17 protein-coding genes are annotated in these 20901 nt (G+C 47.5%); 10 read left to right on the top strand and 7 right to left on the bottom strand.

What is annotated here, in order from left to right; all coding sequences use genetic code 11:
* Positions 1-8: 8 nt before the first annotated feature.
* The 6 genes from SD10_RS04785 to SD10_RS04760 form a co-directional block, all read right to left on the bottom strand.
* Positions 9-785, bottom strand: a complete 777-nt coding sequence (locus SD10_RS04785) for a PASTA domain-containing protein (RefSeq protein WP_046375927.1) — start codon at positions 783-785, stop codon at positions 9-11.
* Positions 786-873: 88 nt separating this feature from the next.
* Positions 874-1476: a riboflavin synthase gene (locus SD10_RS04780; protein ID WP_046375926.1), complete on the bottom strand. Its 603-nt coding sequence runs from the start codon at positions 1474-1476 to the stop codon at positions 874-876.
* Positions 1477-1498: 22 nt separating this feature from the next.
* Entirely contained in the window at positions 1499-2263 is a 765-nt protein-coding gene (locus SD10_RS04775; protein WP_046375925.1) for a class I SAM-dependent DNA methyltransferase, read from the bottom strand.
* Positions 2264-2324: 61 nt separating this feature from the next.
* Positions 2325-3260 carry a glycosyltransferase family 2 protein gene (locus SD10_RS04770; protein ID WP_046375924.1) on the bottom strand — a complete coding sequence of 312 codons (936 nt, stop codon included), beginning with the start codon at positions 3258-3260 and terminating at the stop codon, positions 2325-2327.
* A 63-nt stretch (positions 3261-3323) separates the two neighbouring features.
* Positions 3324-4439, bottom strand: coding sequence for a DegT/DnrJ/EryC1/StrS family aminotransferase (locus SD10_RS04765; RefSeq protein ID WP_046375923.1), 1116 nt, complete (start codon positions 4437-4439; stop codon positions 3324-3326).
* Positions 4436-4843: a sugar 3,4-ketoisomerase gene (locus SD10_RS04760; RefSeq protein WP_046375922.1), complete on the bottom strand. Its 408-nt coding sequence runs from the start codon at positions 4841-4843 to the stop codon at positions 4436-4438. Before SD10_RS04760 ends, SD10_RS04765 begins: the two co-directional genes overlap by 4 nt.
* A 185-nt stretch (positions 4844-5028) precedes the next feature.
* On the opposite strand from SD10_RS04760, the gene SD10_RS04755 reads away from it, so the two are divergent.
* The 9 genes from SD10_RS04755 to SD10_RS04715 all read left to right on the top strand — a co-directional run bounded on the left by SD10_RS04755 (position 5029) and on the right by SD10_RS04715 (position 15526).
* Positions 5029-5673, top strand: a complete 645-nt coding sequence (locus SD10_RS04755) for a DUF1684 domain-containing protein (protein WP_046375921.1) — start codon at positions 5029-5031, stop codon at positions 5671-5673.
* A 97-nt stretch (positions 5674-5770) separates the two neighbouring features.
* On the top strand, positions 5771-8215 hold the full coding sequence (gene pheT, locus SD10_RS04750) for a phenylalanine--tRNA ligase subunit beta (RefSeq protein ID WP_046375920.1): 2445 nt from the start codon (positions 5771-5773) through the stop codon (positions 8213-8215).
* A gap of 91 nt (positions 8216-8306) precedes the next feature.
* Complete coding sequence (locus SD10_RS04745) at positions 8307-8645, top strand: hypothetical protein (protein ID WP_046375919.1); 339 nt, start codon at positions 8307-8309, stop codon at positions 8643-8645.
* A 47-nt stretch (positions 8646-8692) separates the two neighbouring features.
* Entirely contained in the window at positions 8693-8980 is a 288-nt protein-coding gene (locus tag SD10_RS04740; protein ID WP_046375918.1) for a cell division protein ZapA, read from the top strand.
* Between the two features lie 104 nt (positions 8981-9084).
* On the top strand, positions 9085-10695 hold the full coding sequence (gene rny / locus SD10_RS04735; RefSeq protein WP_148562380.1) for a ribonuclease Y: 1611 nt from the start codon (positions 9085-9087) through the stop codon (positions 10693-10695).
* 229 nt (positions 10696-10924) lie between these two features.
* Positions 10925-11590, top strand: coding sequence for a DUF4230 domain-containing protein (locus tag SD10_RS04730; RefSeq protein WP_046375917.1), 666 nt, complete (start codon positions 10925-10927; stop codon positions 11588-11590).
* 53 nt (positions 11591-11643) lie between these two features.
* Positions 11644-13665 (top strand): M1 family aminopeptidase, encoded by a 2022-nt coding sequence (locus SD10_RS04725; RefSeq protein ID WP_046375916.1) that lies wholly within the window; start codon positions 11644-11646, stop codon positions 13663-13665.
* Positions 13666-13679: 14 nt separating this feature from the next.
* On the top strand, positions 13680-14138 hold the full coding sequence (locus SD10_RS04720; protein ID WP_046375915.1) for a VOC family protein: 459 nt from the start codon (positions 13680-13682) through the stop codon (positions 14136-14138).
* A 173-nt stretch (positions 14139-14311) separates the two neighbouring features.
* On the top strand, positions 14312-15526 hold the full coding sequence (locus SD10_RS04715) for a glycosyltransferase family 1 protein (RefSeq protein WP_046375914.1): 1215 nt from the start codon (positions 14312-14314) through the stop codon (positions 15524-15526).
* A gap of 73 nt (positions 15527-15599) precedes the next feature.
* On the opposite strand, the gene SD10_RS04710 is transcribed toward SD10_RS04715, so the two are convergent.
* The gene (locus SD10_RS04710; RefSeq protein WP_046375913.1) at positions 15600-17276 is read right to left on the bottom strand and encodes an NFACT RNA binding domain-containing protein; all 1677 of its coding nucleotides are present in this window, start codon (positions 17274-17276) and stop codon (positions 15600-15602) included.
* Between the two features lie 289 nt (positions 17277-17565).
* Between SD10_RS04710 and SD10_RS04705 the strand changes: the two genes are divergently transcribed.
* Positions 17566-20856, top strand: a complete 3291-nt coding sequence (locus SD10_RS04705) for a SusC/RagA family TonB-linked outer membrane protein (protein ID WP_046375912.1) — start codon at positions 17566-17568, stop codon at positions 20854-20856.
* Positions 20857-20901: the final 45 nt, after the last annotated feature.

Genomic DNA, 20901 nt, shown 5'->3' with positions numbered 1-20901 from the left:
AAACGGGTTTATTGGTCGGGCTCAATGGGCCCCACGATCCACAAATCCATTGTTTCGCCAACGCGGATGCGTTCGCCAGACCGGGCTTCGGGTCGCTGCCGGACCACAGTGCCGACTTCCTTCTCAGGATCTTCAACGGAAATTTTCGTGCCAACTTTTAAATTTGATCCACGAATGGCCGCTTCGGCTTCATCGAGAGGCAATCCTACAACGTTTGGAATCTCAAACATCGTACTTCCCAGTCCATCACCAACTTCAAGGTCTATTTGAGCACCCTTCGGAATGGGCGTCCCGGCTGTAATTTCCTTGCCATTGTACAACTGCCGCAGTACTGAGTTTTTGGCTACATCGGGCACATAAATGGGTGGCCCACTTACCAGATCCAGCGACTTTAGATTTAACTGCGCACTCCGAAGCGTTAGACTAACCAGATTGGGCATCTGCACCATCGGAGCCACCCGTTTCGTAATCGTCACATAGATTTTACGGCCCTCTTTCACTTTAGAGTTTGCCCGTGGATACTGCTGAATAACCGTTAATGGCTGCGCACCAGACACAAATGTACAATCGCTTACCTCATAACGCAGGTCGCGATCGTCGAGCAGATTCTGCATCTCATCCAAGCTCAGGCGCGTCACATCGGGCACCGTAATGGTCTGCCCGTGATTGGTCGTAAAAGGCAGATAAACAAAGAAAAAAGCCAGAAAAAAGGCCGCCAGCAGGGCTATAATAATGCCAATATGAATCAGCAGGTCAAAAAAGGAGCGGGTGCTGATTTTAGCCATTCGGGAGTGGTGATTAGTGGCGTTTTACTGGCGCCACTCTGTTCAGTTGGTTTACTCGTTTCACAAAAGTAGCAGAATCCACAACGGGCTACCGATAGCCCGCAAACATTTTTTTCAGGTATTTACCCACAATATCGAACTCCAGATTGACAACATCGCCAGCCTTTAGATTCCGGAAATTGGTATGCTCGTACGTATACGGGATAATGGCCACCCGAAACCGATCCGCTTCTGAATTAAAAACGGTTAAACTAACGCCATTGATACAAATAGACCCTTTTTCGACCGTTACGTTCTGATTTGCCGGTTCATTGCCTAGTTCGTACTGAAAGTCGAATAACCAGCTCCCATCCACATCCTGTACGTTGGTACAGATACCGATTTGATCGACGTGTCCCTGCACAATGTGCCCATCGAAACGGCCATTGGCGGGCATACACCGCTCCAGGTTGACCCAACTGCCCGTGGCAAGCTTACCCAGATTCGTTTTTTTCAAGGTCTCATCGATGGCCGTTACCGTATAGCTTCCATCGGCGATGCTGGTAACGGTCAGGCAAACGCCATTATGACTGACACTCTGGTCAATTTTCAGTTCGGGGGCCAGCGCCGACTCAATACGAAATGTCAGATTAGTACCTTCTGCTTCAATACCCGATACAACACCGGCGGATTCAACAATACCTGTAAACATAAAAAGACGACTTACGAATCACTTACAATTTCTTACTTACTATGAACAGCGAACTGCCAAAGGGGGTTCGCGGTAAAATCGCCCGCTCAGTCCGGACAGCCTGGTAGAGTGTTTCATTGATCCAGTGACTTGGCAGATACACATCTGATTGGGCTTTATCAGAAGAATGCCAGCCTAATGCCAGTTGCAAACGCTGCCACTGCCGAATCAGCAGAATCAGCGGAGACAAAACGAAACTCCAGTAGGTAGCCGACTGAATAGACAGGCCATGTTGAGGCAATAGGCACTCAAAATCGGCTCGAACAAATCGCCGGATAATGCCAACCGCTACATCATGCTCTCCGCGAAAGAGATCGAATGCGTTGTTATTGCATACCAAAACGCCACCCGGTTTCAGTCGATCAGACAGGGCAGTTACCAAAAGGGGCAGATCGGCTTCTGTAAAATAACAGAACACGTCATTACACACGATAATGTCGTATTGCACAGCGGGCTCAAAACCAGCCAGATCCTTCAGGTTGACCAGTGTAACCGGAAGTTCGCGCTGCTGGCAGAACGCCACCGCATCGGCCGAGCCATCGAGTCCTCTCAGATTCGTATAGCCCCGCCGACGTAGAAAATCCAGCAAGCCACCCGTACCGCATCCGGCGTCCAGAATGGCCATATCCCGGCGCTGGCCAAACTGTTGTTGCAGGGCCGTGTCTACACGCTCATGCAAACTACGGTACCACCACAGTTGCCCCTCCAGCCGAAACATTTTCTCGTATTCTTCCGTACGACCGATCATAATTGTGAAAGAGCGAAAGAGTGAATGAGCGAAAGAGTGTCCCGTTGAACCGCTCTTTCGCTCATTCACTCTTTCGTTCATTAAGTCTTTCGCTCTTTTTGATTACATACGCCGGCAAACCACTATGTGCCATGAATAACTTACCCAAATATTCTCCTAACACCCCCAAAAAGAGCAGTTGAATACCTATGCCTGTCAGGATGGCCCAGGCAACAAGCCCCCAGCCCGTCATGGTTGTGCCATTGAGTAGCCAGCTTATCAGAAAAAGCACACCGCTCAGGAAGCCCAGCCCGAACAAGACAGCACCCAATACCGTAAACAGACGAATAGGCCATAGCGAGTAGCCGATAAATACGTTCAGAAATAGCGAGATTAACTTACGAATGGTATAATTCGAACGCCCCTCCAGGCGCGTATTGTGAGGTACTTCCACGCTGCTTACGTTACGTGTTGTCCGAAAAATCAACCCGTCGATATAAGGATACGGTCCCTGATACCGAATAATTTCGCGCACAACCTCCTGCCGAATCAGCTTGAAACTTGACAGATAAATATCCCGTGGTTTATCGATTGAATATGTCGTTAAAGTATTGACCAGCCAGCTGCCCAGATTTCGAAACCAGTGATGCTGCTTTTGTGCATAGCGGCTATAAACAACATCGTATTGCCCTACTTCGGCTGTTTCAACGAGCGTCAGAATGGATTCGGGTGGGTTTTGAAAATCGTCGTCAATAATGACAACATACTCGCCTTTGGTATGGGTAAGCCCGCATAACACCGCGTTGAATTCACCGAAGTTCCGGCGTAGCGAGATGAACTGCACATTATCAAAACGATCTTCCAACTCCTGGCATACCGCTTCCGAACGGTCGCGACTCCCATCGTTAACCAGTATGATCTCGACTCGTCTCCCACTCAGACACGTTTGCAGACGGTTGACCAGTGGCGCTATCGTGCGCTCACTGTTATAAACCGGGATAACGACAGACAGGTGCATGGGTAATGAGTGAAAGAGTTAATGAGCGAAAAAGTATGACTTGGAAATTAACCTTTCGCTCATTCAGTCATTTGCTTTTTCGCTCATTGAATTGATCGTCTCAATGATATACTCCACATCATCATCCGTCAGTGCTGGATTGAGCGGTAAACTGACTACTTCCCGATGCAACTGTTCAGCAAGCGGAAACGACAGATGAGCATAAGCTGAGTAGGCCCGTTGCCGATGGGGCGGAATTGGATAATGTGTATCGGTACCGATTCCCCGTTCGTGGAGATAAGTACGAAACTTATCACGCTGTGAATGCCTAATGACAAACAGATGCCAGGCATCCTGCGCCAGTTGATTCGCGGGGGGGAGCTTTACAGCAGGGTTTTTCAGACCATTCAAATACCGTTCAGCTATCGTGCGTCGGCGGGCGTTATTCTGATCAAGCAAAGGTAATTTCACCGATAAGATGGCCGCCTGAAGTTCATCCAGACGACTGTTTACGCCCAGGTAGTCATTGACATACTTTTGGCTGGAGCCATAATTTCGCAGTGCCTGAATGCGTTCGGCCAGGGCATCGTCATTGGTAGTGATGGCGCCGGCATCGCCCAGAGCGCCAAGATTTTTACTAGGATAAAAACTCCAGCCTGCCGCATCGCCAAGATTACCAGCTCGCCGGTTCGCCCTATTTCCTTCATAAGTAGCCCCATGCGCCTGAGCCGCATCTTCCAGCACGTTTAAGCCATACCGTTCTGCCAGCGTATTGATGGGTGTCATATCGCAGCAGCGACCATATAAATGAACGGGTAAGATAGCCTTCGTTCTGGGCGTTATGGCAAGTTCTATTCGGGACGGGTCGAGCAGGTAGGTCAGCGGATCGGGTTCAACAAAAACGGGCACCAGGCCAGCCAGCGTGATACTCAGCACCGATGCGATATACGCATTGGAGGCAACAATCACTTCGCTATTGGCGGGAAAAGCCCAGGCCTTCAGGACCAGTGTCAGCGCATCGAGTCCGTTGGCAACGCCAATGCAGTGGCGTGTCTGGCAGTACGCGGCAAACTGTTGTTCAAATGCCTCTACTTCCCGCCCTAAAATATACCAGCCTGAATTTGCCACCCGCTCCATTGCCTGCTGAATGGTTACCTGGTATGGCTCATTAACCCGTTTCAGATCTAAAAACGGAATCATTCCGAGTCAGCCATAAGCACCCGATCCACATAGTTACCATTCGGATAGGGTTCGTATATGTAATCGTTTTTGTCGTATAATTCATTCGATATGACAAGCAGAATGGCATCGTCGGAAAAGGAATCCATAATGTGCCAATCCTCGGGTTGCAGCACCAGACATTGCCGCGGGTTTGTCAACAGAAAGGTGTCTTCCTGTGTTCCATTATTATTATATACACGGCAACTGCCACTCAGGCAAACGAGTGCCTGCCAGGTGCGGTGATGCCGATGGCCTGCCCGGGCAGTGTGCCCAGCTTCATAAATATAAAAGACGCGTTGAATAACACCCGGAATAATTCCTTCAAAAACAGTTAAGTTTCCGGTATTGGATTCAAATGTTTTCAATTCATAGAGTTTGGCCATTCTAAGCGTAAATTTTAGATTTGAAAAAGGAAGTATTCATTTAAGGCTTTAAATATATCAAAAAACTATACAAAGCAAATGTAACGCAATCAACAAAGCTGAGTACAATTACTCAAAATCTCTTGGCTGCCAGTCACCATTAGAATACTTAATTTTAGTTAAAGTCAATTTATGATCATTTGGTTATGTTAAGAAATAAATTTTTTCTTACAGGGTTATTTTTACTCACGTTAATAGTGTTGTATTTCACCTTTTTTGATGGTGGCAACATGACCTCCGCGAGTGGTTTAGAGGCAACGGTTAAGCCAGAAACGTACCGTCAGGAACTAACGACAAAGCGTACAGAGAAAGATCAGTTCATGCGCACGAATGGCGAGTCTCCTATTCAGGATAAATCATCGTTCAACGGACTTAGTTATTTTGCTCCTGACCCCACCTACCGCGTTGTTGCCCGGCTTGAACCCTTTGCCGATAAAACGCAAAAACTGGTTGTCAGCATGAGTGACGGCAGTGAGGAAGTATACGAAAAATTTGCCCATGCCGTGTTTAGTCTGAACGGCGAAGCGCATCGATTACTGGTTGTCAAACTCGCCAATACCTATTCCATTTTGTTTCGGGACGCGACTTCGGGTAAAGAAACATACGGTGGTGGCCGTTATATTGAGCTTGACCCAAATCAACTAACAGATAGTCAGGCAATTATTGACTTCAACACGGCGTATAACCCATATTGTGCCTACAACCCAAGATATGCCTGCCCGCTTCCCCCTGGCGAAAATAAACTCCCAATTGCGGTGAAGGCAGGTGAGAAATATATTACTCACGAATAACAGGTCTGAGAGACCGCCCAGTTTTTTGCCGTCAATTTACTGCAGGTGCAATCAAGCAATTGGCTAACTTTGCGGTAATAATCTGCTTTGCCGCTGTATGGAAGTTTCCTATAAATGGTTACAAGAGTTCATTGAATTGCCTGAGTCACCCGAAGAAGTTGGTAAATTACTGACATCAACGGGCCTGGAAGTTGAAGGAATTGAGAAAATAAACGCCGTGCCCGGAGGGCTGGAGGGCGTCGTTATTGGTGAGATACTTACCTGCGTCAAACACCCGGATGCGGATAAACTAAGTTTAACCACGGTTGATGTAGGTGCCGATCAGCCGCTGCCTATTGTTTGTGGCGCCCCCAATGTGGCGGCTGGCCAGAAAGTTGTGGTAGCCCTTGTCGGAGCAACACTTCACCCCACCGCAGGAGATGCGTTCCAAATAAAGAAAGCTAAAATTCGTGGAGCAGCTTCCGAAGGGATGATCTGCGCTGAAGACGAAATCGGGTTAGGTACATCGCATGCGGGGATCATGGTACTCGATATGGAAGGTCCGGCGTCCCGGATGCCCAACGGTACACCGGCCGCCCGTTACTTCAATCTCGAAGCTGATTACCAGATCGCGATTGGCCTGACGCCCAACCGCATCGATGCGGCTTCTCACCTGGGAACAGCCCGAGACCTGAAAGCCGTTTTAAATCGCCCGCTTCGGTTGCCTTCGGTTGATGCGTTCGCTATCAATAACACTGATTTAACGCTTAATGTACAGGTCGACGACACAACGGCCTGCCCACGGTATGCAGGCCTTACCCTGAGTGGCCTAACGGTCGGCGAATCGCCGGATTGGCTCAAACAACGGTTGTTGAGTATTGGCCTCAACCCCATCAACAACATTGTGGATGTAACGAATTTCGTTTGCCACGATTTGGGGCAGCCACTGCATGCTTTTGATGCGGCAAAAATTTCGGGCAATCAGGTCATCGTTAAAACGCTACCCGAAGGCACGCCATTTGTTACACTGGATGGTGTAGAACGTAAACTCACGGCCACGGACCTGATGATTTGTGATGCCGAAAAACCCATGTGCATCGCGGGTGTATTTGGCGGTCAGTACTCCGGCGTGTCCGCGCAGACAACCAGCATTTTTCTCGAATCGGCTTATTTCTCACCAACGTCTATCCGCAAAACCGCGCAACACCATGGTCTGAAAACCGATGCTTCGTTTCGCTTCGAGCGGGGCATCGACCCGAACATTACAATCTTTGCACTCAAGCGGGCGGCTTTGCTTATTCAGGAAGTGGCTGGCGGAACCGTTAGTTCGGCAATTACCGACATCTACCCAACGCCTATTGATGCGTTCCGGGTGCCGGTTCGCTACCGTAACATCGACCGGTTAATTGGCATCAAGATTGACCATACCGAGATTCACCGGATTCTGGACGCCCTGGATATTCAGGCTGAATCAATCGAAGACGATGGTTTCATAGCGATTGTGCCGCCCTACCGCGTCGATGTGACGCGGGAAGCCGACGTGATCGAAGAGATTCTTCGCATTTACGGGTTAGATAACATACCGCTTTCGGCGAATCTTTCGGCTGACTCGCTCTCTGAATTCCCTAAAACGGACCCTGATCAATGGCAGAGCCGTGTAAGCCAACTCATGGCGGCCAATGGATTCTACGAAATCCTGACGCTGTCATTGACCCGACCTGCTTATAACGATGCCATCCGGCAATCTTTAACCGGAGACGACGTCACTCTTCTCAATCCGCTAAGTGATGACCTGTCTGTAATGCGGCAAACCTTGTTGTTTTCGTCCCTGGAAACACTGGTGTATAATCTGAACCGGCGGCAGAAAGACTTGAAAACGTTTGAGTTCGGCAAGGTTTATCATAAAGTAAAACTTGAGGATGGATCTCCCAAGTACGTTGAGCGGATGCGATTAAGCCTGGCCATGATTGGGAATCAAAACCCGGAAAGCTGGCTTCAGAAAGGCCAGCCTGTAGCTTATCATGACCTGGCAACGGCCGTACAACGGGTTCTGAACTTGTTCAGGATCAAATCGTTCGAAACGCAGCCAGCCGATACAACACTTTTTCAATATGGTCTAACCTATGTTGTCAATAAAAAACCATTGGTCAGCCTGGGGTTAGTTAATGCCAAACTGACAAAACTGGTAGACCTGAAGCAACCTGTATTCTATGCAGATTTCGACTGGCAGGCTTTGCTGAAGCTGGCTTCCGGCAAAATTCGTTACGAAGAAGTATCCAGGTTTCCTGAAGTTCGGCGTGACCTGTCGCTCGTCATTGACAAGGCGATTTCATTCGAACAGATCAGCCGACTGGCCCGCCAAACGGAACGGAAATTATTACGCACGATAAATGTGTTCGATGTGTATGAAGGTGAAAACCTTGGTGAAGGAAAGAAAGCCTATTCGGTCAACTTCATGTTGCAGGATACGGCTCAGACCCTCACCGATGTAACCATCGATAAGACAATGCAACGGCTCATGGCCGCTTTCGAGCAGGAGTTGGGCGCGGTAATTAGAAAATGATTAAGTGATAGATTGCCTGAATGATTGAATAATTATTGCAAACATTATTCAATCATTCAGGCAATCTATCACTCAACAATTTGTTAAAACTGTGGTAAGCGAACATCAAATTATTGCCCTTGTTGAGCGGTTTGAGCATAAACTCAAGCTGCTGACGAGAGCATATACTGATACGCAGAAGCAGGTTGAACAACTGGAACTGGAAAATTCGGCCTTGCAGGAAAGCTTGCGAAAAGAGCAGGAATTAGTAAGACAACTACGGAAAAAACCAGTTATTCCAGAAAAAAATACACCAAAGTCGAAAGATGTTGGTATAATTGTAAAAGACAATCTGTCTGAGACAGATACGAATGCTGAATTAAAACAACAACTCGACGAGTATATCCGGGAATTGGAACGGTGCATTGCTCACTTGAGTAGTTTGTCATAAACCCAAATTGGCTCCGGGGCCTAGCCCCATCTGAGCCGACTGCAGCGATGGAAGAATTGCCAATTCGCGTAAAAATTGCCGACCGATTCTACAAACTAGCTGTAGAGCCGGAATCAGAGGCTATTGTGCGCGAAGCCGCCAAATTGATTCAGGATGAACTGAAGCAGTATCGGGAAAGAGGTCTGTCTGATACACAGGAAGCCCTGGCAATGATCGCTTTCGACTGCCTGGTTACCAAGCTCAGAGGAGAACGACAGATGCAACGATTACAACAGATGGTGTTTGACAAAATAACTCAATTAGATCAGGTCGTCACGCCGGTCATTTCGACATAAAAAACGGCGGGCTTCCACCCTCAAAATACTCAGAGTTGACGTTCAGAGCACTCGTATTGCAGCAGGTTGATGGTTTATTTTTTCAACCTTAACGATATAGTCCGATGGACATTCCAGTTTGGTTAACGATTCTTGCCGCCCTTGTTGGGGGTGGTATTGGCATATTAATTGGCCGTCAAACCATGGCGGGCGTTCACGCAAAGCAGGAGAAAGAAGCAGAAGACAGAGCAGCTACTATCTTAAAAAACGCTGAATTACAAGCTGAAACAATTAAAAAAGATCGAATATTAGAGGCAAAAGAGAAGTATCTGAAACTGAAAACCGAATTTGAAGAAACGACGAATCAGAAACGAAATCTACTCCTTCAGAACGAAACGAAGCTCAAGCAGCGCGAACAACAACTAGCCCAACAGGCCGATCAGCAACGGAACCGCGAAAACGAGTTGAATCAGCAGCGTAATGAACTTGGGCAACAGAAAAATAGCCTGGCACAGCAGATCGACGCCCTCAACAAGCGCCGGGAAGATGTGGACAGACGTCAGCAGGAAGCGGATCGGATGCTGGCCGATCAGGTCGCCCAACTCGAAAAAATTGCGGGCCTTTCTGCCGATCAGGCTCGTGAGCAACTCGTTGAAAACCTCAAGGCTGAAGCCGAAACGCGGGCGTCTTCCTACATCAAAAATATTGTTGAAGAAGCCAAATTAACCGCTACTAAAGAAGCCAAAAAGGTGGTTATTGAAACCATTCAGCGGACGGCTACCGAACACGCCATCGAGAACTGCGTATCGGTTTTCAACATCGAATCCGATGATGTGAAAGGCAAAGTAATTGGCCGGGAAGGCCGAAATATTCGGGCGCTCGAAGCCGCCACAGGTGTCGAAATCATTGTTGATGATACTCCAGAAGCGATCATTATCTCAGGCTTCGACCCGGTTCGTCGGGAAATTGCCCGTTTATCGCTACACCGTCTGGTTCAGGATGGGCGCATTCACCCCGCCCGTATTGAGGAGATTGTTGCCAAAACCCGCAAAAACATCGAAGACGAAATCGTTGAAATTGGCGAGCGTACGGTTATTGATCTGGGTATTCATGGTCTCCACCCCGAACTGATCAAGATGGTTGGCCGGATGCGCTTCCGCTCCAGTTACGGCCAGAACCTCCTGCAACACTCCCGCGAAGTGGCTAAGCTTTGCGCAACCATGGCTGCTGAGTTGGGGTTAAATGCCAAGCTGGCCAAACGGGCCGGGTTACTCCACGACATTGGTAAGGTCTGGCCCGAAGAAGCCGAGCTTCCCCACGCCATTCTGGGCATGGAACTGGCGAAAAAATACAAAGAGAATCCCGAAGTCATCAACGCCATTGGTGCTCACCACGACGAAATCGAGATGACGAGCATGATCTCGCCCATCGTTCAGGTATGCGATGCGGTATCGGGTTCCCGGCCGGGTGCTCGTCGCGAAATGATGGAGTCGTACATTAAACGGCTCAAAGAGTTGGAAGAACTGGCAGGTAACTTCCCTGGAGTGACCAAGTGTTACGCCATTCAGGCAGGCCGTGAGCTGCGGATCATGGTCGACGCCGACCACGTATCGGATGAACGGGCGGGTGTTTTATCGTATGAAATTTCGCAAAAAATAGAAAAAGAAATGCAGTACCCCGGCCAGATCAAAGTGACAGTCATTCGGGAAATGCGGGCAGTCGCTTACGCGAAATAAATAGTAGAAAAAGCATGCGGGTTAAACAGATAGAACGAATTAAAACGGATTGGCAATTGGTAAAAATCTGTTTTGATTCGTTCTATCTGTTTAACCCGCATGCTTTATATCGGCTGATTGAATAAATTTCTTACCTACCCTTTGGGTATTATTTGTTGGGGCAACTCTCGCAGTGATGAAGTCGAGTTCTTAAACTCGACTTCACTGACTTAACCAGTTCCTGAATGAAATGGATTTCTTAACCACCCTTTTACTTTTACTCGTTGGCGCAGGCGGAGGGGCGGCTCTGGCTAGCTCCGTGCGGAAACGAACAGGGATCACCAATGTCCGTCGGGACTCGGTCCTGCTATTGGAGCGTATTGAGAAAGTATTTAAAGTGGTAATGGCGGAAGGGTACTTTTCAGAGATCTACAACTATCAGGATCAGAAGAAAATCTTATACGTATTGAATGACCCAAAAAAGGCGATGGTCATTGCGAAAGCAAAAGTGCTGGTGGGCTTTGACTTTGCCAAAGTTCGATTCAGGGCGATGGAAAACGGCGATAAAAAGCTCATCATCGAATCGTTTCCAGAACCTGAAGTCCTGTCTATTGATACAGATTATACCTTCTACGATATTCAGGCTGGGATTCTGAATCATTTTAGTGGGGACGATTACACCCAGATCCTGGATGAAGCCAAACAAGCTATGAATGAGCGGGCTATGCAAAGTGACCTGCCCAAAATCGCTACTAACCAGATTCAATATATGATGTATCAATTGGCTAGTTCAATGGGCTGGCAGCTCCAATTACCTGAGGCCGAACAACAGAAGCTCGAAGAGACCAAAGCCCAGGCAGAAGCGCGAGCGAAGGAAAACAAACGGTTGAATTCTGGTCAGTCAGGCGAAAACTAACATTACGCTAACTTAATGCCTGCTCTAAAGGTTGATAGGAAAACTCATCGGATATGCGCATTGGTTACGTACTTCTGTTTCTATTTCCCCTGTTTGCCACCGCTCAGCCTATTGTTGATGGCGGACAATTCTGCCAGATGGGCAAGGTGCGTTACTTTGGGCAGCTAGCTGCTAATCCCAAAGCACGATTAGCCTACCCCGGCGATGCAACCATTGATGTCACCTATTACGGACTTGATCTCCGACTGACCACTACGCCCGCCAAATTAATCGGAGCCACGACCATCACGCTGAAAAGTACAGCAGCTAATGTCAGCAGTTTTTTTCTGGATCTGAATTCAACAACCACAACAACTGGCTTGGGCCTGCGGGTTGATTCCGTGAAAGCGGGCAGTCAGCCGTTATCGTTTCAGCATGCGCAGAACAAACTAACCATTACGCCCCCTCAACCTCTGGCGAATGGACAGGCCCTAACGCTAACCGTTTTTTATCAGGGTGTACCAAATGGCACCGCCAATGGCAGCTTCCTGTTTGATAAACATGAAACGACGACTGATCCAGTCATCTGGAGCCTGAGTGAGCCCTATGGTGCATCGGACTGGTTTCCTTGCCGGGACACTCCTGCCGACAAGGCGGATTCCTCCTCCGTTCGCATTACAGCTCCCGCTCAGTTAGTCTCGGTTTCGAACGGGAAGCTGATCAGCACGACCACCAATACCGATGGTACCCGAACGTACTTGTGGCGCAATAGCTACCCAATTGCCCAGTACCTGATTTCAATAGCCGTATCGAATTACACGCAATATGATACGCCGTTTACGTCTGGAAATCAGACGATGCCGGTTACCCACTACATTTACCCGGAAAACCTGGCTCAGGTTAAGAGTAGTCTCGACCTAACCCCAAGCATGCTTCAGCTATTCAGCAATCGGTTCGGTCCTTATCCATTTTTGCGGGAGAAATATGGGCATGCGCAGTTTGCCAGAAATAACGGCGGGATGGAGCACCAAACGATCACATCCATGGGAATTAGCTCATTGACACCCAGTGTAATTGCACATGAACTGACCCACCAGTGGTTTGGCGACAAAATTACCTGTCGGGACTGGCAGAATATCTGGCTGAACGAGGGCTTTGCTTCCTATGGCGAAGCCATCTATGCAGAGTCGGTTAGTGGGCAAGCGGGTTATTTGTCGACGATGAATAACTTCATGAGTAGTGCCCGAACGGCCCGTGGCTCAATTTATGTTCAGGACATCAGTAGCACCAATAATATTTTCAACAGTGCCCGCACCTACGCCAAGGGAGCAGCCGTTTTGCACATGCTACGGGGTATTGTGGGCGATGACTTGTTTTTCCAGACTTTGCGTACTTACGTGGCTACGCCAACGCTGGCCTACAATACAGCCGTGACTGAGGACTTCCAGGCTGTGGCGCAGCAAGTATCCAATCGTTCTCTGGATTACTTCTTCAAGGAATGGATTTACGGTGAAGGATACCCAACCTATAAGGCGACGGTTAGCTCGGGAAGCACAGCTAACACTATAACCGTACGACTTGAACAACGCAACACGACAGCCACCAATCCGAGCTCATTTACAATGCCCATTCAGATGAAGGTACAATCGGCAGCTGGCGACACAACCGTGACGGTACTGAACGACCGTGCCGATCAAACGTTTACATTGCCTGTTCGGGGCACTATTTCAGGACTCGTAATCGATCCTAACAATTGGATTCTCAAAACCGTCGAATCAGTCACCTTGCCTACATCCGTAACAACGGGTCCAGCGATCGTAACCGCCGTCGACAATCCAACCTTGGATACATTCCGTGTTTACCCAAACCCCACAACGGAAAGCGTATTGATCGATTTCACCTTATCGACCACGGGAGCGGCCAACATTTCGCTGGTGAACCAACTGGGCCAGCGTGTTCAAACAGTTCAGGAGCCAGCGCTTAGACCCGGTACATATACCCGAACAATCAGCCTGCGAGGGCTGGCTGCCGAGCGCTACACGATAACAATCGAAACGCCTGCAGGACTGCAAAGCCGGGTAGTTTTGGTTCGGTGACGCCTTTATTCTGCATGAAAAAATTAGTACTATTTCTGTTGCTTACTGTTAGCCTGTTGACTTGGAATCTGGTTTCAGGACAAGACAAGCTAGGTATCACCCGTCATAACCACATCTCGATTCATGTTAAGGATGTGCCCACAAGTGCCGCTTTTTATCGGGATGTCATCGGCCTCAAACCCATACCGGTACCCGAAAATCTGAAGGCAACACGAGCCTGGTTTGACCTCGGTAACGGTCAGCAAATTCATCTTCTGGATGGTCGGACGGAACAAATTGTTCATGATCGTAACGGTAGCCATTATGCGCTCTTTGTTGACGACATTAACAAATCGGAACAATATCTAAAAACCAAAAATATACCCTATCACCGACAGGTACGCTTTGATGGTATCGTTCAGGTTTACTTCTCCGATCTTGACGGCTATTTGTTCGAATTGAATGAAGATAAAAAGTCGACAACGGCCAACTGAGTAAGTCAGGCCATTAAGATAGCTGGTAGGAAGGCACTGCCAGGTACGGGTCCGCTTCCTCAATTAAACGAGTTGCGGACTAACATTTTCGGGTGGTTTGGGTTTTATAAGTAGAATGAGTAGTCTGGTCAACCGACGAACTGGATATACTTATATAATCCCCTCCTATAGTTATGAAAGTACCACCCTCAACGCATGCTCTTGGCGATAATGCCGCCCTCTCTGTTTCATCTACCATACCTACCTACACCCACAAGTCGACTTTCGATACCAGGGTTAACGATGTTGCCGATCTGATTTGCTTCTCGCATTTACGCTGGAATTTCGTTTACCAACGTCCCCAACACTTACTTGGTCGGGCAGCCAAAAATTACAAGGTCTGGTTTATTGAAGAACCTATTTGGAGCGATACGCTACACATGAGCATCTGTCAACAAACAGACCGCCTGACAGTACTTATTCCTCACCTGCCTCACGGAACCAAGCCTGAAGAAGCTATTCAGCTTCAACGGCAGTTACTGGATGAGTTTATGGCCAGCGAGCGCATTCATTCATTCATTGCCTGGTATTATACACCCATGGCTTTGCTTTTCAGTGACCATCTGAAACCAGCGCTTACGGTATATGATTGCATGGACGAATTATCGGCCTTTTGGGGCGCGCCAGCTCAACTACTGGAAAAAGAAAAACAGCTTATACAACAGGCTGAGATTATGTTCACCGGTGGCTACAGCTTGTATGAAGCGAAACGAAACCGGCACCCATACGTATTTGCTTTCCCAAGCAGTATTGACTTTGCGCATTTTGCATCTGCCCGGAAGCCACAGCCCGATCCAGCCGACCAGCGTACGCTGCCTAACCCACGGATTGGGTTTAGCGGGGTTATCGACGAACGATTCGATTACAAGTTGTTGACTGAATTAGCAGACCGTCGCCCGGAATGGCAGTTTATTTTATTAGGTCCAATTGTAAAAATTGACCGGGCTTTGTTACCAAACAAGCCAAACGTACATTATTTGGGTATGAAAGCGTATAAAGAGCTTCCCGCCTATTTTAGCAATTGGGACGTGGCTATGCTCCCTTTTGCCCTAAACGAATCGACGAAGTTTATAAGCCCAACTAAAACGCCCGAGTACTTAGCGGCAGGTTTGCCTGTAGTCTCAACGCCCATTCGCGATGTCATTCGCATGTATGGATCGAAAGAATTCGTTCAAATTGCCGACTCAGCACAGGCCTTTGAAACAGCCATCGAACAGGCACTGGCCAACCGCAAAGCCGGCAACTGGACGGATATTGACGCATTTTTGAATGAAAACTCCTGGGATCATACCTGGAGTGAGATGAATCGACTCCTGACAGCTCAATTGAGTGTTGTCGTTGATCAATAAAACACCCAATAGTCAGAGGCTGGCGTGAAAGTAACTAGCGCCAGCCCCTAACTAGCTGATGGCTTACCTACTTTCATTCGCCCTTTGGGACAACAAGGACAACATCTTCCTTTTCGACCAGCACCTGCCCTTCCGCCAACCCTTTAGGCTTGCGAACATATTTCTTAGGTGTCACAATGACCGGGCATAAACTATCGGTTCGACGTCTGGAATACCAGGCCGCTAGCTCAGCAGCGCGCTCAATAACGCTTCTGGGAAACGTTTTACCTGCTTTATATTTTACAACCACATGCGAACCTGTAACATCGCGGGCGTGTAGCCACAGGTCATCCTTATAGGTATATCGCTGCGTAAGCAAATCGTTATTTTTCGCGTTTCGACCAATCAGAATGCGAAACCCTTCGTACGTCACTTCCTTAAATAAAGCCGCCACTTCACCCGTACTGGCTAAAATACCCTCACTCAGCAGATTATGCTGCTTGACGTATTTACGGAGTTCTTTTAAACTCTGTATTGTAGCCAAATCGGCTTTCTGCTGCTCGATACGAATTAATTCTGCTTCACGAGCGGCTATCTGATCATGCAGGTGTTGCTCTTCTATTTTTTCGTTTTTAGCCTTTCGGTAATAATTCTCTGCGTTCTTCTGCGGACTCAAATCTGGTTTAAGCTTGATGTCAATTGGTCGGTCGCGGTAGAAATCGTATAGGGTTAACCGTTCAGGCGATTTCACACTTGGAGTAGAAGATATATCATGTAAATTGGCCATTAAAATATGGCCAATTTCTTCATGGCTAGCGCCCTCCTCCTTCAGCATCAGCCGCTGCAGGGATATGTCGATTTGAGCTTCAGCCCGCTTGCGACGCTTTTCAATCAACCTAAACAGATTAGCTTTCTCAAGCTCAAATGTCGTCAATCCGTTCAGAGCAACGAAGAACCGGTTGGCAGCTTCTATAGGGTCATTGTATTCCCGCGGAGGAGGGTCATCAGCTTGGGCGTCAAAGGGAAGCAGGCTCAACGTTGGCTTGTGATCCAGTCGAATCAGGTAATAATGCGGCTGTTCTAATTGCCGTACAGCATCCTGAATAATTGACCAGGACTCTCTACTTCCCAATTCAATGCCTACCTGCCTGGCTCTATGATCAATCCATTTGTTAACGACTTTACCGAACGTCGGAAACAGTTTTCGATGGTCGAAGTGCGCTTGTTCAAAGGCAGTATACGATTGGTCAATAGGGCGATCAAAGGCATCAAGTCGAAGGTCTTCGTCGGTTGCTAACTGCCGATTGAATAAATCGATCACCTTATTGCCCTGAAAGGCTAGTAAGTTAGGCCGATTGCCAAAGAATTTAAAGACCAGCGTAAAATCGTCCTCCAGTAGAATAGCCAGACAACGTTCATTCAGAAAGGATCGCACGCCCAGTACAGCCCGTTCCTTACCCGGTTCACTAACCACCGAGTTAAATAGATCGACACTGTTTGTACGGGCACGCTGAACGGTATCGGGAAAAAACAAACCTGAGAAATCGGGCCGTAGCGTCGCTTTAATGTAGAATGGTCTATAATAATTGGCTTTTCCTTTAGCTTGGGCAAACACCAAAACAACCTCGTCCCGATCCTGGCTGAAGCACTCCATAAACCGGAGCCCAAGCCCATGCACAGATTTATCTGAAGCAACTGGGGTAGAAGTACTCAATAACTGCAATTGAAGTGCTGGAACGAGCTGCTTTATAAAGTAATAATTCGTGTGCATAATGTAACAAACCTATATCTAAAGTGGCCAGGCCATTTTTTCAAGCAAGTGCAAATTAAACTTAACTCTATCTAACAAAAAATATAATTTATTGAATTTTTAGGCTCCAAAAAATAGCCTAAATGTCTGATAATCAGCTTTTTGATTTATTTTAAATATAACAATACGTATAATTAATAAGCTTTTAATAATGTCCATATGACATATTTATTACGATTTCACTTTGAAATATAATTTAATCAGCATAATATTGATGCGTTTAACTCAATATAAAACCAACCTAATCTTCATGAAAGCACCGCTCTACAGATTTCTGCAGACCGCTTTTCTGGGTACAGTCCTATTACTGTGGAGCCTCACCGCTTCTGCCCAGGACCGTCGCCTGACGGGTAAAATTACCGGCGTTGATGGCCCTGTTCCAGGCGCTAACGTTGTTTTAAAGGGTACTCAAACGGGTACATCAAGTGACGCTGAAGGCAACTACGCCATCAACGTTCGGGGCGCGAATCCAGTACTGGTCATATCGGCTATCGGTTTCAAAACACAGGAAGTTACAATAGGCAACCGGACAACCGCTGACGTTACGCTCGAAGACGATGCCACCGCCTTGAGTGAGGTTGTGGTAACGGGGTACTCGACGGAGAACCGTCGGGACGTAACTGGAGCTGTATCGACGGTAAAACCAGCCCAGTTGAAAGTTGTTCCTTCAACGAACGTTGAGCAGCAATTACAGGGACGGGTAGCCGGGGTAACCGTAATCACCAACGGGCAGCCGGGCACAACAAGCCAAGTACGGGTACGTGGATTTGGTTCTTTCGGCGGTAACCAGCCTTTATACGTTGTTGATGGTGTGCCAACTCAGAGCATTCAGTACATTGCACCGGATGATATTGAGACAACTACCGTTCTGAAAGATGCAGCTTCTGCCTCTGTTTATGGAGCTCGTGCCGCATCAGGCGTAATTGTATTGACAACCAAAAAAGGTCAGCGTCGGGCTCAAAAACTGAGCATTTCCTATGATGGCTTATATGGTGTTACGGATCCAGGTCATGGTCAAAAAATCCTGAACCCACAGGAGCAGGCTGATTGGACATGGCAGGCGCGTAAAAACGATATCTACCAGGCTGGCGGTACAGTTGGTCCAGATAGCTTTACAGGAATTGCAAATGGCCAGTATGGTTCTGGGCAAACCCCTGTTCTACCAGATTATTTGCTGGTTGGTAGCCGGACCGGCGTTCCGGCATCGCAGGTTGATTTAACCGCCGAAGCGGCTAAATACAACATCAACCCTGCCAACGGAGCTATTTACAACGTTATTCCGGCAAACAAAGCAGGTACGGACTGGTACGGAGCCATTACACGGGTTGCTCCGCTGATGCGTCATACATTAGGTTTCTCAGGTGGTACCGAATCAAGTCGTTTCTACGTTAGCTTAGGTATGCAGAAACAGGCCGGGATTATAACGTATAACGATTTCTCGCGTTACACGTTCCGGGTTAATACGGAGTTCGATATCACGAAGAAATTGCGGTTTGGTGAGAACATCCAGTTCGCTTATGTTTCAACCACTGGTCTACAGGGTAGTACAGGAAATGCTCTTGGGAATTCAACCAACAACAACTCCAGTGTTGCTGCCGATGAAAACGATATTTTATTAGCGTTCCGTCAGGCTCCGATCATACCAGTTTATAACTCGTTTGGTGGGTATGCGGGTACTGCTGCATCAGGTTTCAATAATGCCCGTAACCCTGTGGCTAACCGCATCGGAGCTAAGGATAACCTGAATTATAACATCTTTGCTTTTGGTAATGCTTACTTAGAGTACGACGTAATTCCCGCGTTAACGCTACGTAGTAGCATAGGTGGAAACTATTTTAGCAATTACAACAATTCGTATAACCGTTCTCAATATGAGAACTCAGAAAATAATACGAACTACGTGTATAACGAAGCATCAAACGTTGGTTTAGCCTGGACTTTTACCAATACGGCCCAGTACAAGCAGAAGTTTGGCATTCATGACATTAGCGTATTAGCTGGTATTGAAGCACTCAATACAGGAAACGGTCGGGGAATCAGTGGTTCAGGTCTCAATCCTTTCTCTACGGACCCTAACTATGTAACTATTGGAACCACAACGCCAGGGGCTACACGTAGCGTAAACAGCTACTACGGTAAAGGGAATAATTTCTACTCCCTATTTGCTCAGGCACGTTATACGTTCAATGATAAGTACATCGTTACCGGTGTCATTCGGCGTGATGGCTCATCACAATTCGGCTCTGAGAACCGTTATGGGGTGTTTCCAGCTATATCGGCAGCCTGGCGTCTTTCATCTGAGGATTTCATGAAGAACTTACCTTGGATTTCAGATTTGAAAGTGCGCGGTGGTTATGGTTTAATGGGTAATTCGAACTACTTAAGTTCAACTAACCAGTATAACCTGTTTGGCTCTAATGCTGCCAACAGCTATGATATTACAGGAGCAAACACATCGGTTCAGGCTGGTTACTATCGTAGCCAAATCGGTAATGCTGCAGCTAAATGGGAAACCAGCATAACCTCCAACATTGGTATTGATGGTGCCTTCTTTAACAACAAATTAGAAGTAGTTCTTGATTTCTGGAAAAAAGATACGAAGGACTTACTCTATCCTTTAGCACTGCCAGGCGTTGTAGGTACTCGTGCCAACGCACCCTATGTGAACGTTGCTAGTATGAGTAACAAAGGTATTGACCTCTTAATCACGACAAGAGGAAACGTTACCGGCGATCTGGGTTACGAAGTAACAGCAGTAGGTAGTGTTCTGGACAACAAGATTACAGCCATCGCGCCATCAGTGCCTTATTTCACCGCCAATGGTCAACGTCTAAGTACGCCTGTCGTTCGGAATCAGCCAGGTCATGATTTATCTTCTTTCTACGGATATAAAGTGATTGGGTTGTTTAACTCCAAGGAGGAAGTAGCTGCCGCACCTACCCAAAGCGGTGCAGGTCCTGGTCGTTTCCGGTACCAGGATACAAATGGTGACGGTCAGATCAATGATGATGACCGGGTATTTTTGGGTAGCCCAATCCCGAAATTCACAGGAAGTTTAACACTGACGCTGAAGTACAAAGGTTTCGACCTGAATACCCAGCTTTATACTTCGCTTGGTAACAAAATCTTTAACAACTCGAAATGGTACACCGACTTCTATCCTTCTTTCCCAGGAGCGGCTGTTAGCGCGCGTGTAAAAGATTCTTGGTTGCCTACGCATACAAACACTACTGTGCCCATTTTTGAGAATACATCAAACTTCAGCACAAACACTCAGGCCAATTCATATTATGTAGAGAATGGCTCTTATGGACGTATGCAATATCTGACGTTGGGTTATACCTTCCCAGCTTCACTGTTGAGCCGGGCTAATTTGAGCCGATTGAGACTGTCACTGTCTGCGACCAACCTGTTCACGATCACCAAGTACAAAGGCTTAGACCCTGCCGTTGGTGGTTCAGCTGACCAGAACTTTGGTATCGACATTGGCAACTACCCTGTTACCCGTGGCTACAACGTAGGTTTAAGCTTTGGTTTTTAGAATTAACACTTACTTAGCAGCGAGTTTGATACCTATAAACTCGCT

The organism is Spirosoma radiotolerans (assembly GCF_000974425.1).
Classification (GTDB): domain Bacteria; phylum Bacteroidota; class Bacteroidia; order Cytophagales; family Spirosomataceae; genus Spirosoma; species Spirosoma radiotolerans.
This window is presented reverse-complemented; position numbering and strand designations above follow the sequence as displayed.

Coding starts and splice junctions, on each gene's coding strand:
- SD10_RS04785 (WP_046375927.1), bottom strand. CDS start 785: ATGGCTAAAATCAGCACCCGCTCCTTTTTTGACCTGCTGATTCATATT.
- SD10_RS04780 (WP_046375926.1), bottom strand. CDS start 1,476: ATGTTTACAGGTATTGTTGAATCCGCCGGTGTTGTATCGGGTATTGAA.
- SD10_RS04775 (WP_046375925.1), bottom strand. CDS start 2,263: ATGATCGGTCGTACGGAAGAATACGAGAAAATGTTTCGGCTGGAGGGG.
- SD10_RS04770 (WP_046375924.1), bottom strand. CDS start 3,260: ATGCACCTGTCTGTCGTTATCCCGGTTTATAACAGTGAGCGCACGATA.
- SD10_RS04765 (WP_046375923.1), bottom strand. CDS start 4,439: ATGATTCCGTTTTTAGATCTGAAACGGGTTAATGAGCCATACCAGGTA.
- SD10_RS04760 (WP_046375922.1), bottom strand. CDS start 4,843: ATGGCCAAACTCTATGAATTGAAAACATTTGAATCCAATACCGGAAAC.
- SD10_RS04755 (WP_046375921.1), top strand. CDS start 5,029: ATGTTAAGAAATAAATTTTTTCTTACAGGGTTATTTTTACTCACGTTA.
- pheT (WP_046375920.1), top strand. CDS start 5,771: ATGGAAGTTTCCTATAAATGGTTACAAGAGTTCATTGAATTGCCTGAG.
- SD10_RS04740 (WP_046375918.1), top strand. CDS start 8,693: ATGGAAGAATTGCCAATTCGCGTAAAAATTGCCGACCGATTCTACAAA.
- rny (WP_148562380.1), top strand. CDS start 9,085: ATGGACATTCCAGTTTGGTTAACGATTCTTGCCGCCCTTGTTGGGGGT.
- SD10_RS04730 (WP_046375917.1), top strand. CDS start 10,925: ATGGATTTCTTAACCACCCTTTTACTTTTACTCGTTGGCGCAGGCGGA.
- SD10_RS04725 (WP_046375916.1), top strand. CDS start 11,644: ATGCGCATTGGTTACGTACTTCTGTTTCTATTTCCCCTGTTTGCCACC.
- SD10_RS04720 (WP_046375915.1), top strand. CDS start 13,680: ATGAAAAAATTAGTACTATTTCTGTTGCTTACTGTTAGCCTGTTGACT.
- SD10_RS04715 (WP_046375914.1), top strand. CDS start 14,312: ATGAAAGTACCACCCTCAACGCATGCTCTTGGCGATAATGCCGCCCTC.
- SD10_RS04710 (WP_046375913.1), bottom strand. CDS start 17,276: ATGCACACGAATTATTACTTTATAAAGCAGCTCGTTCCAGCACTTCAA.
- SD10_RS04705 (WP_046375912.1), top strand. CDS start 17,566: ATGAAAGCACCGCTCTACAGATTTCTGCAGACCGCTTTTCTGGGTACA.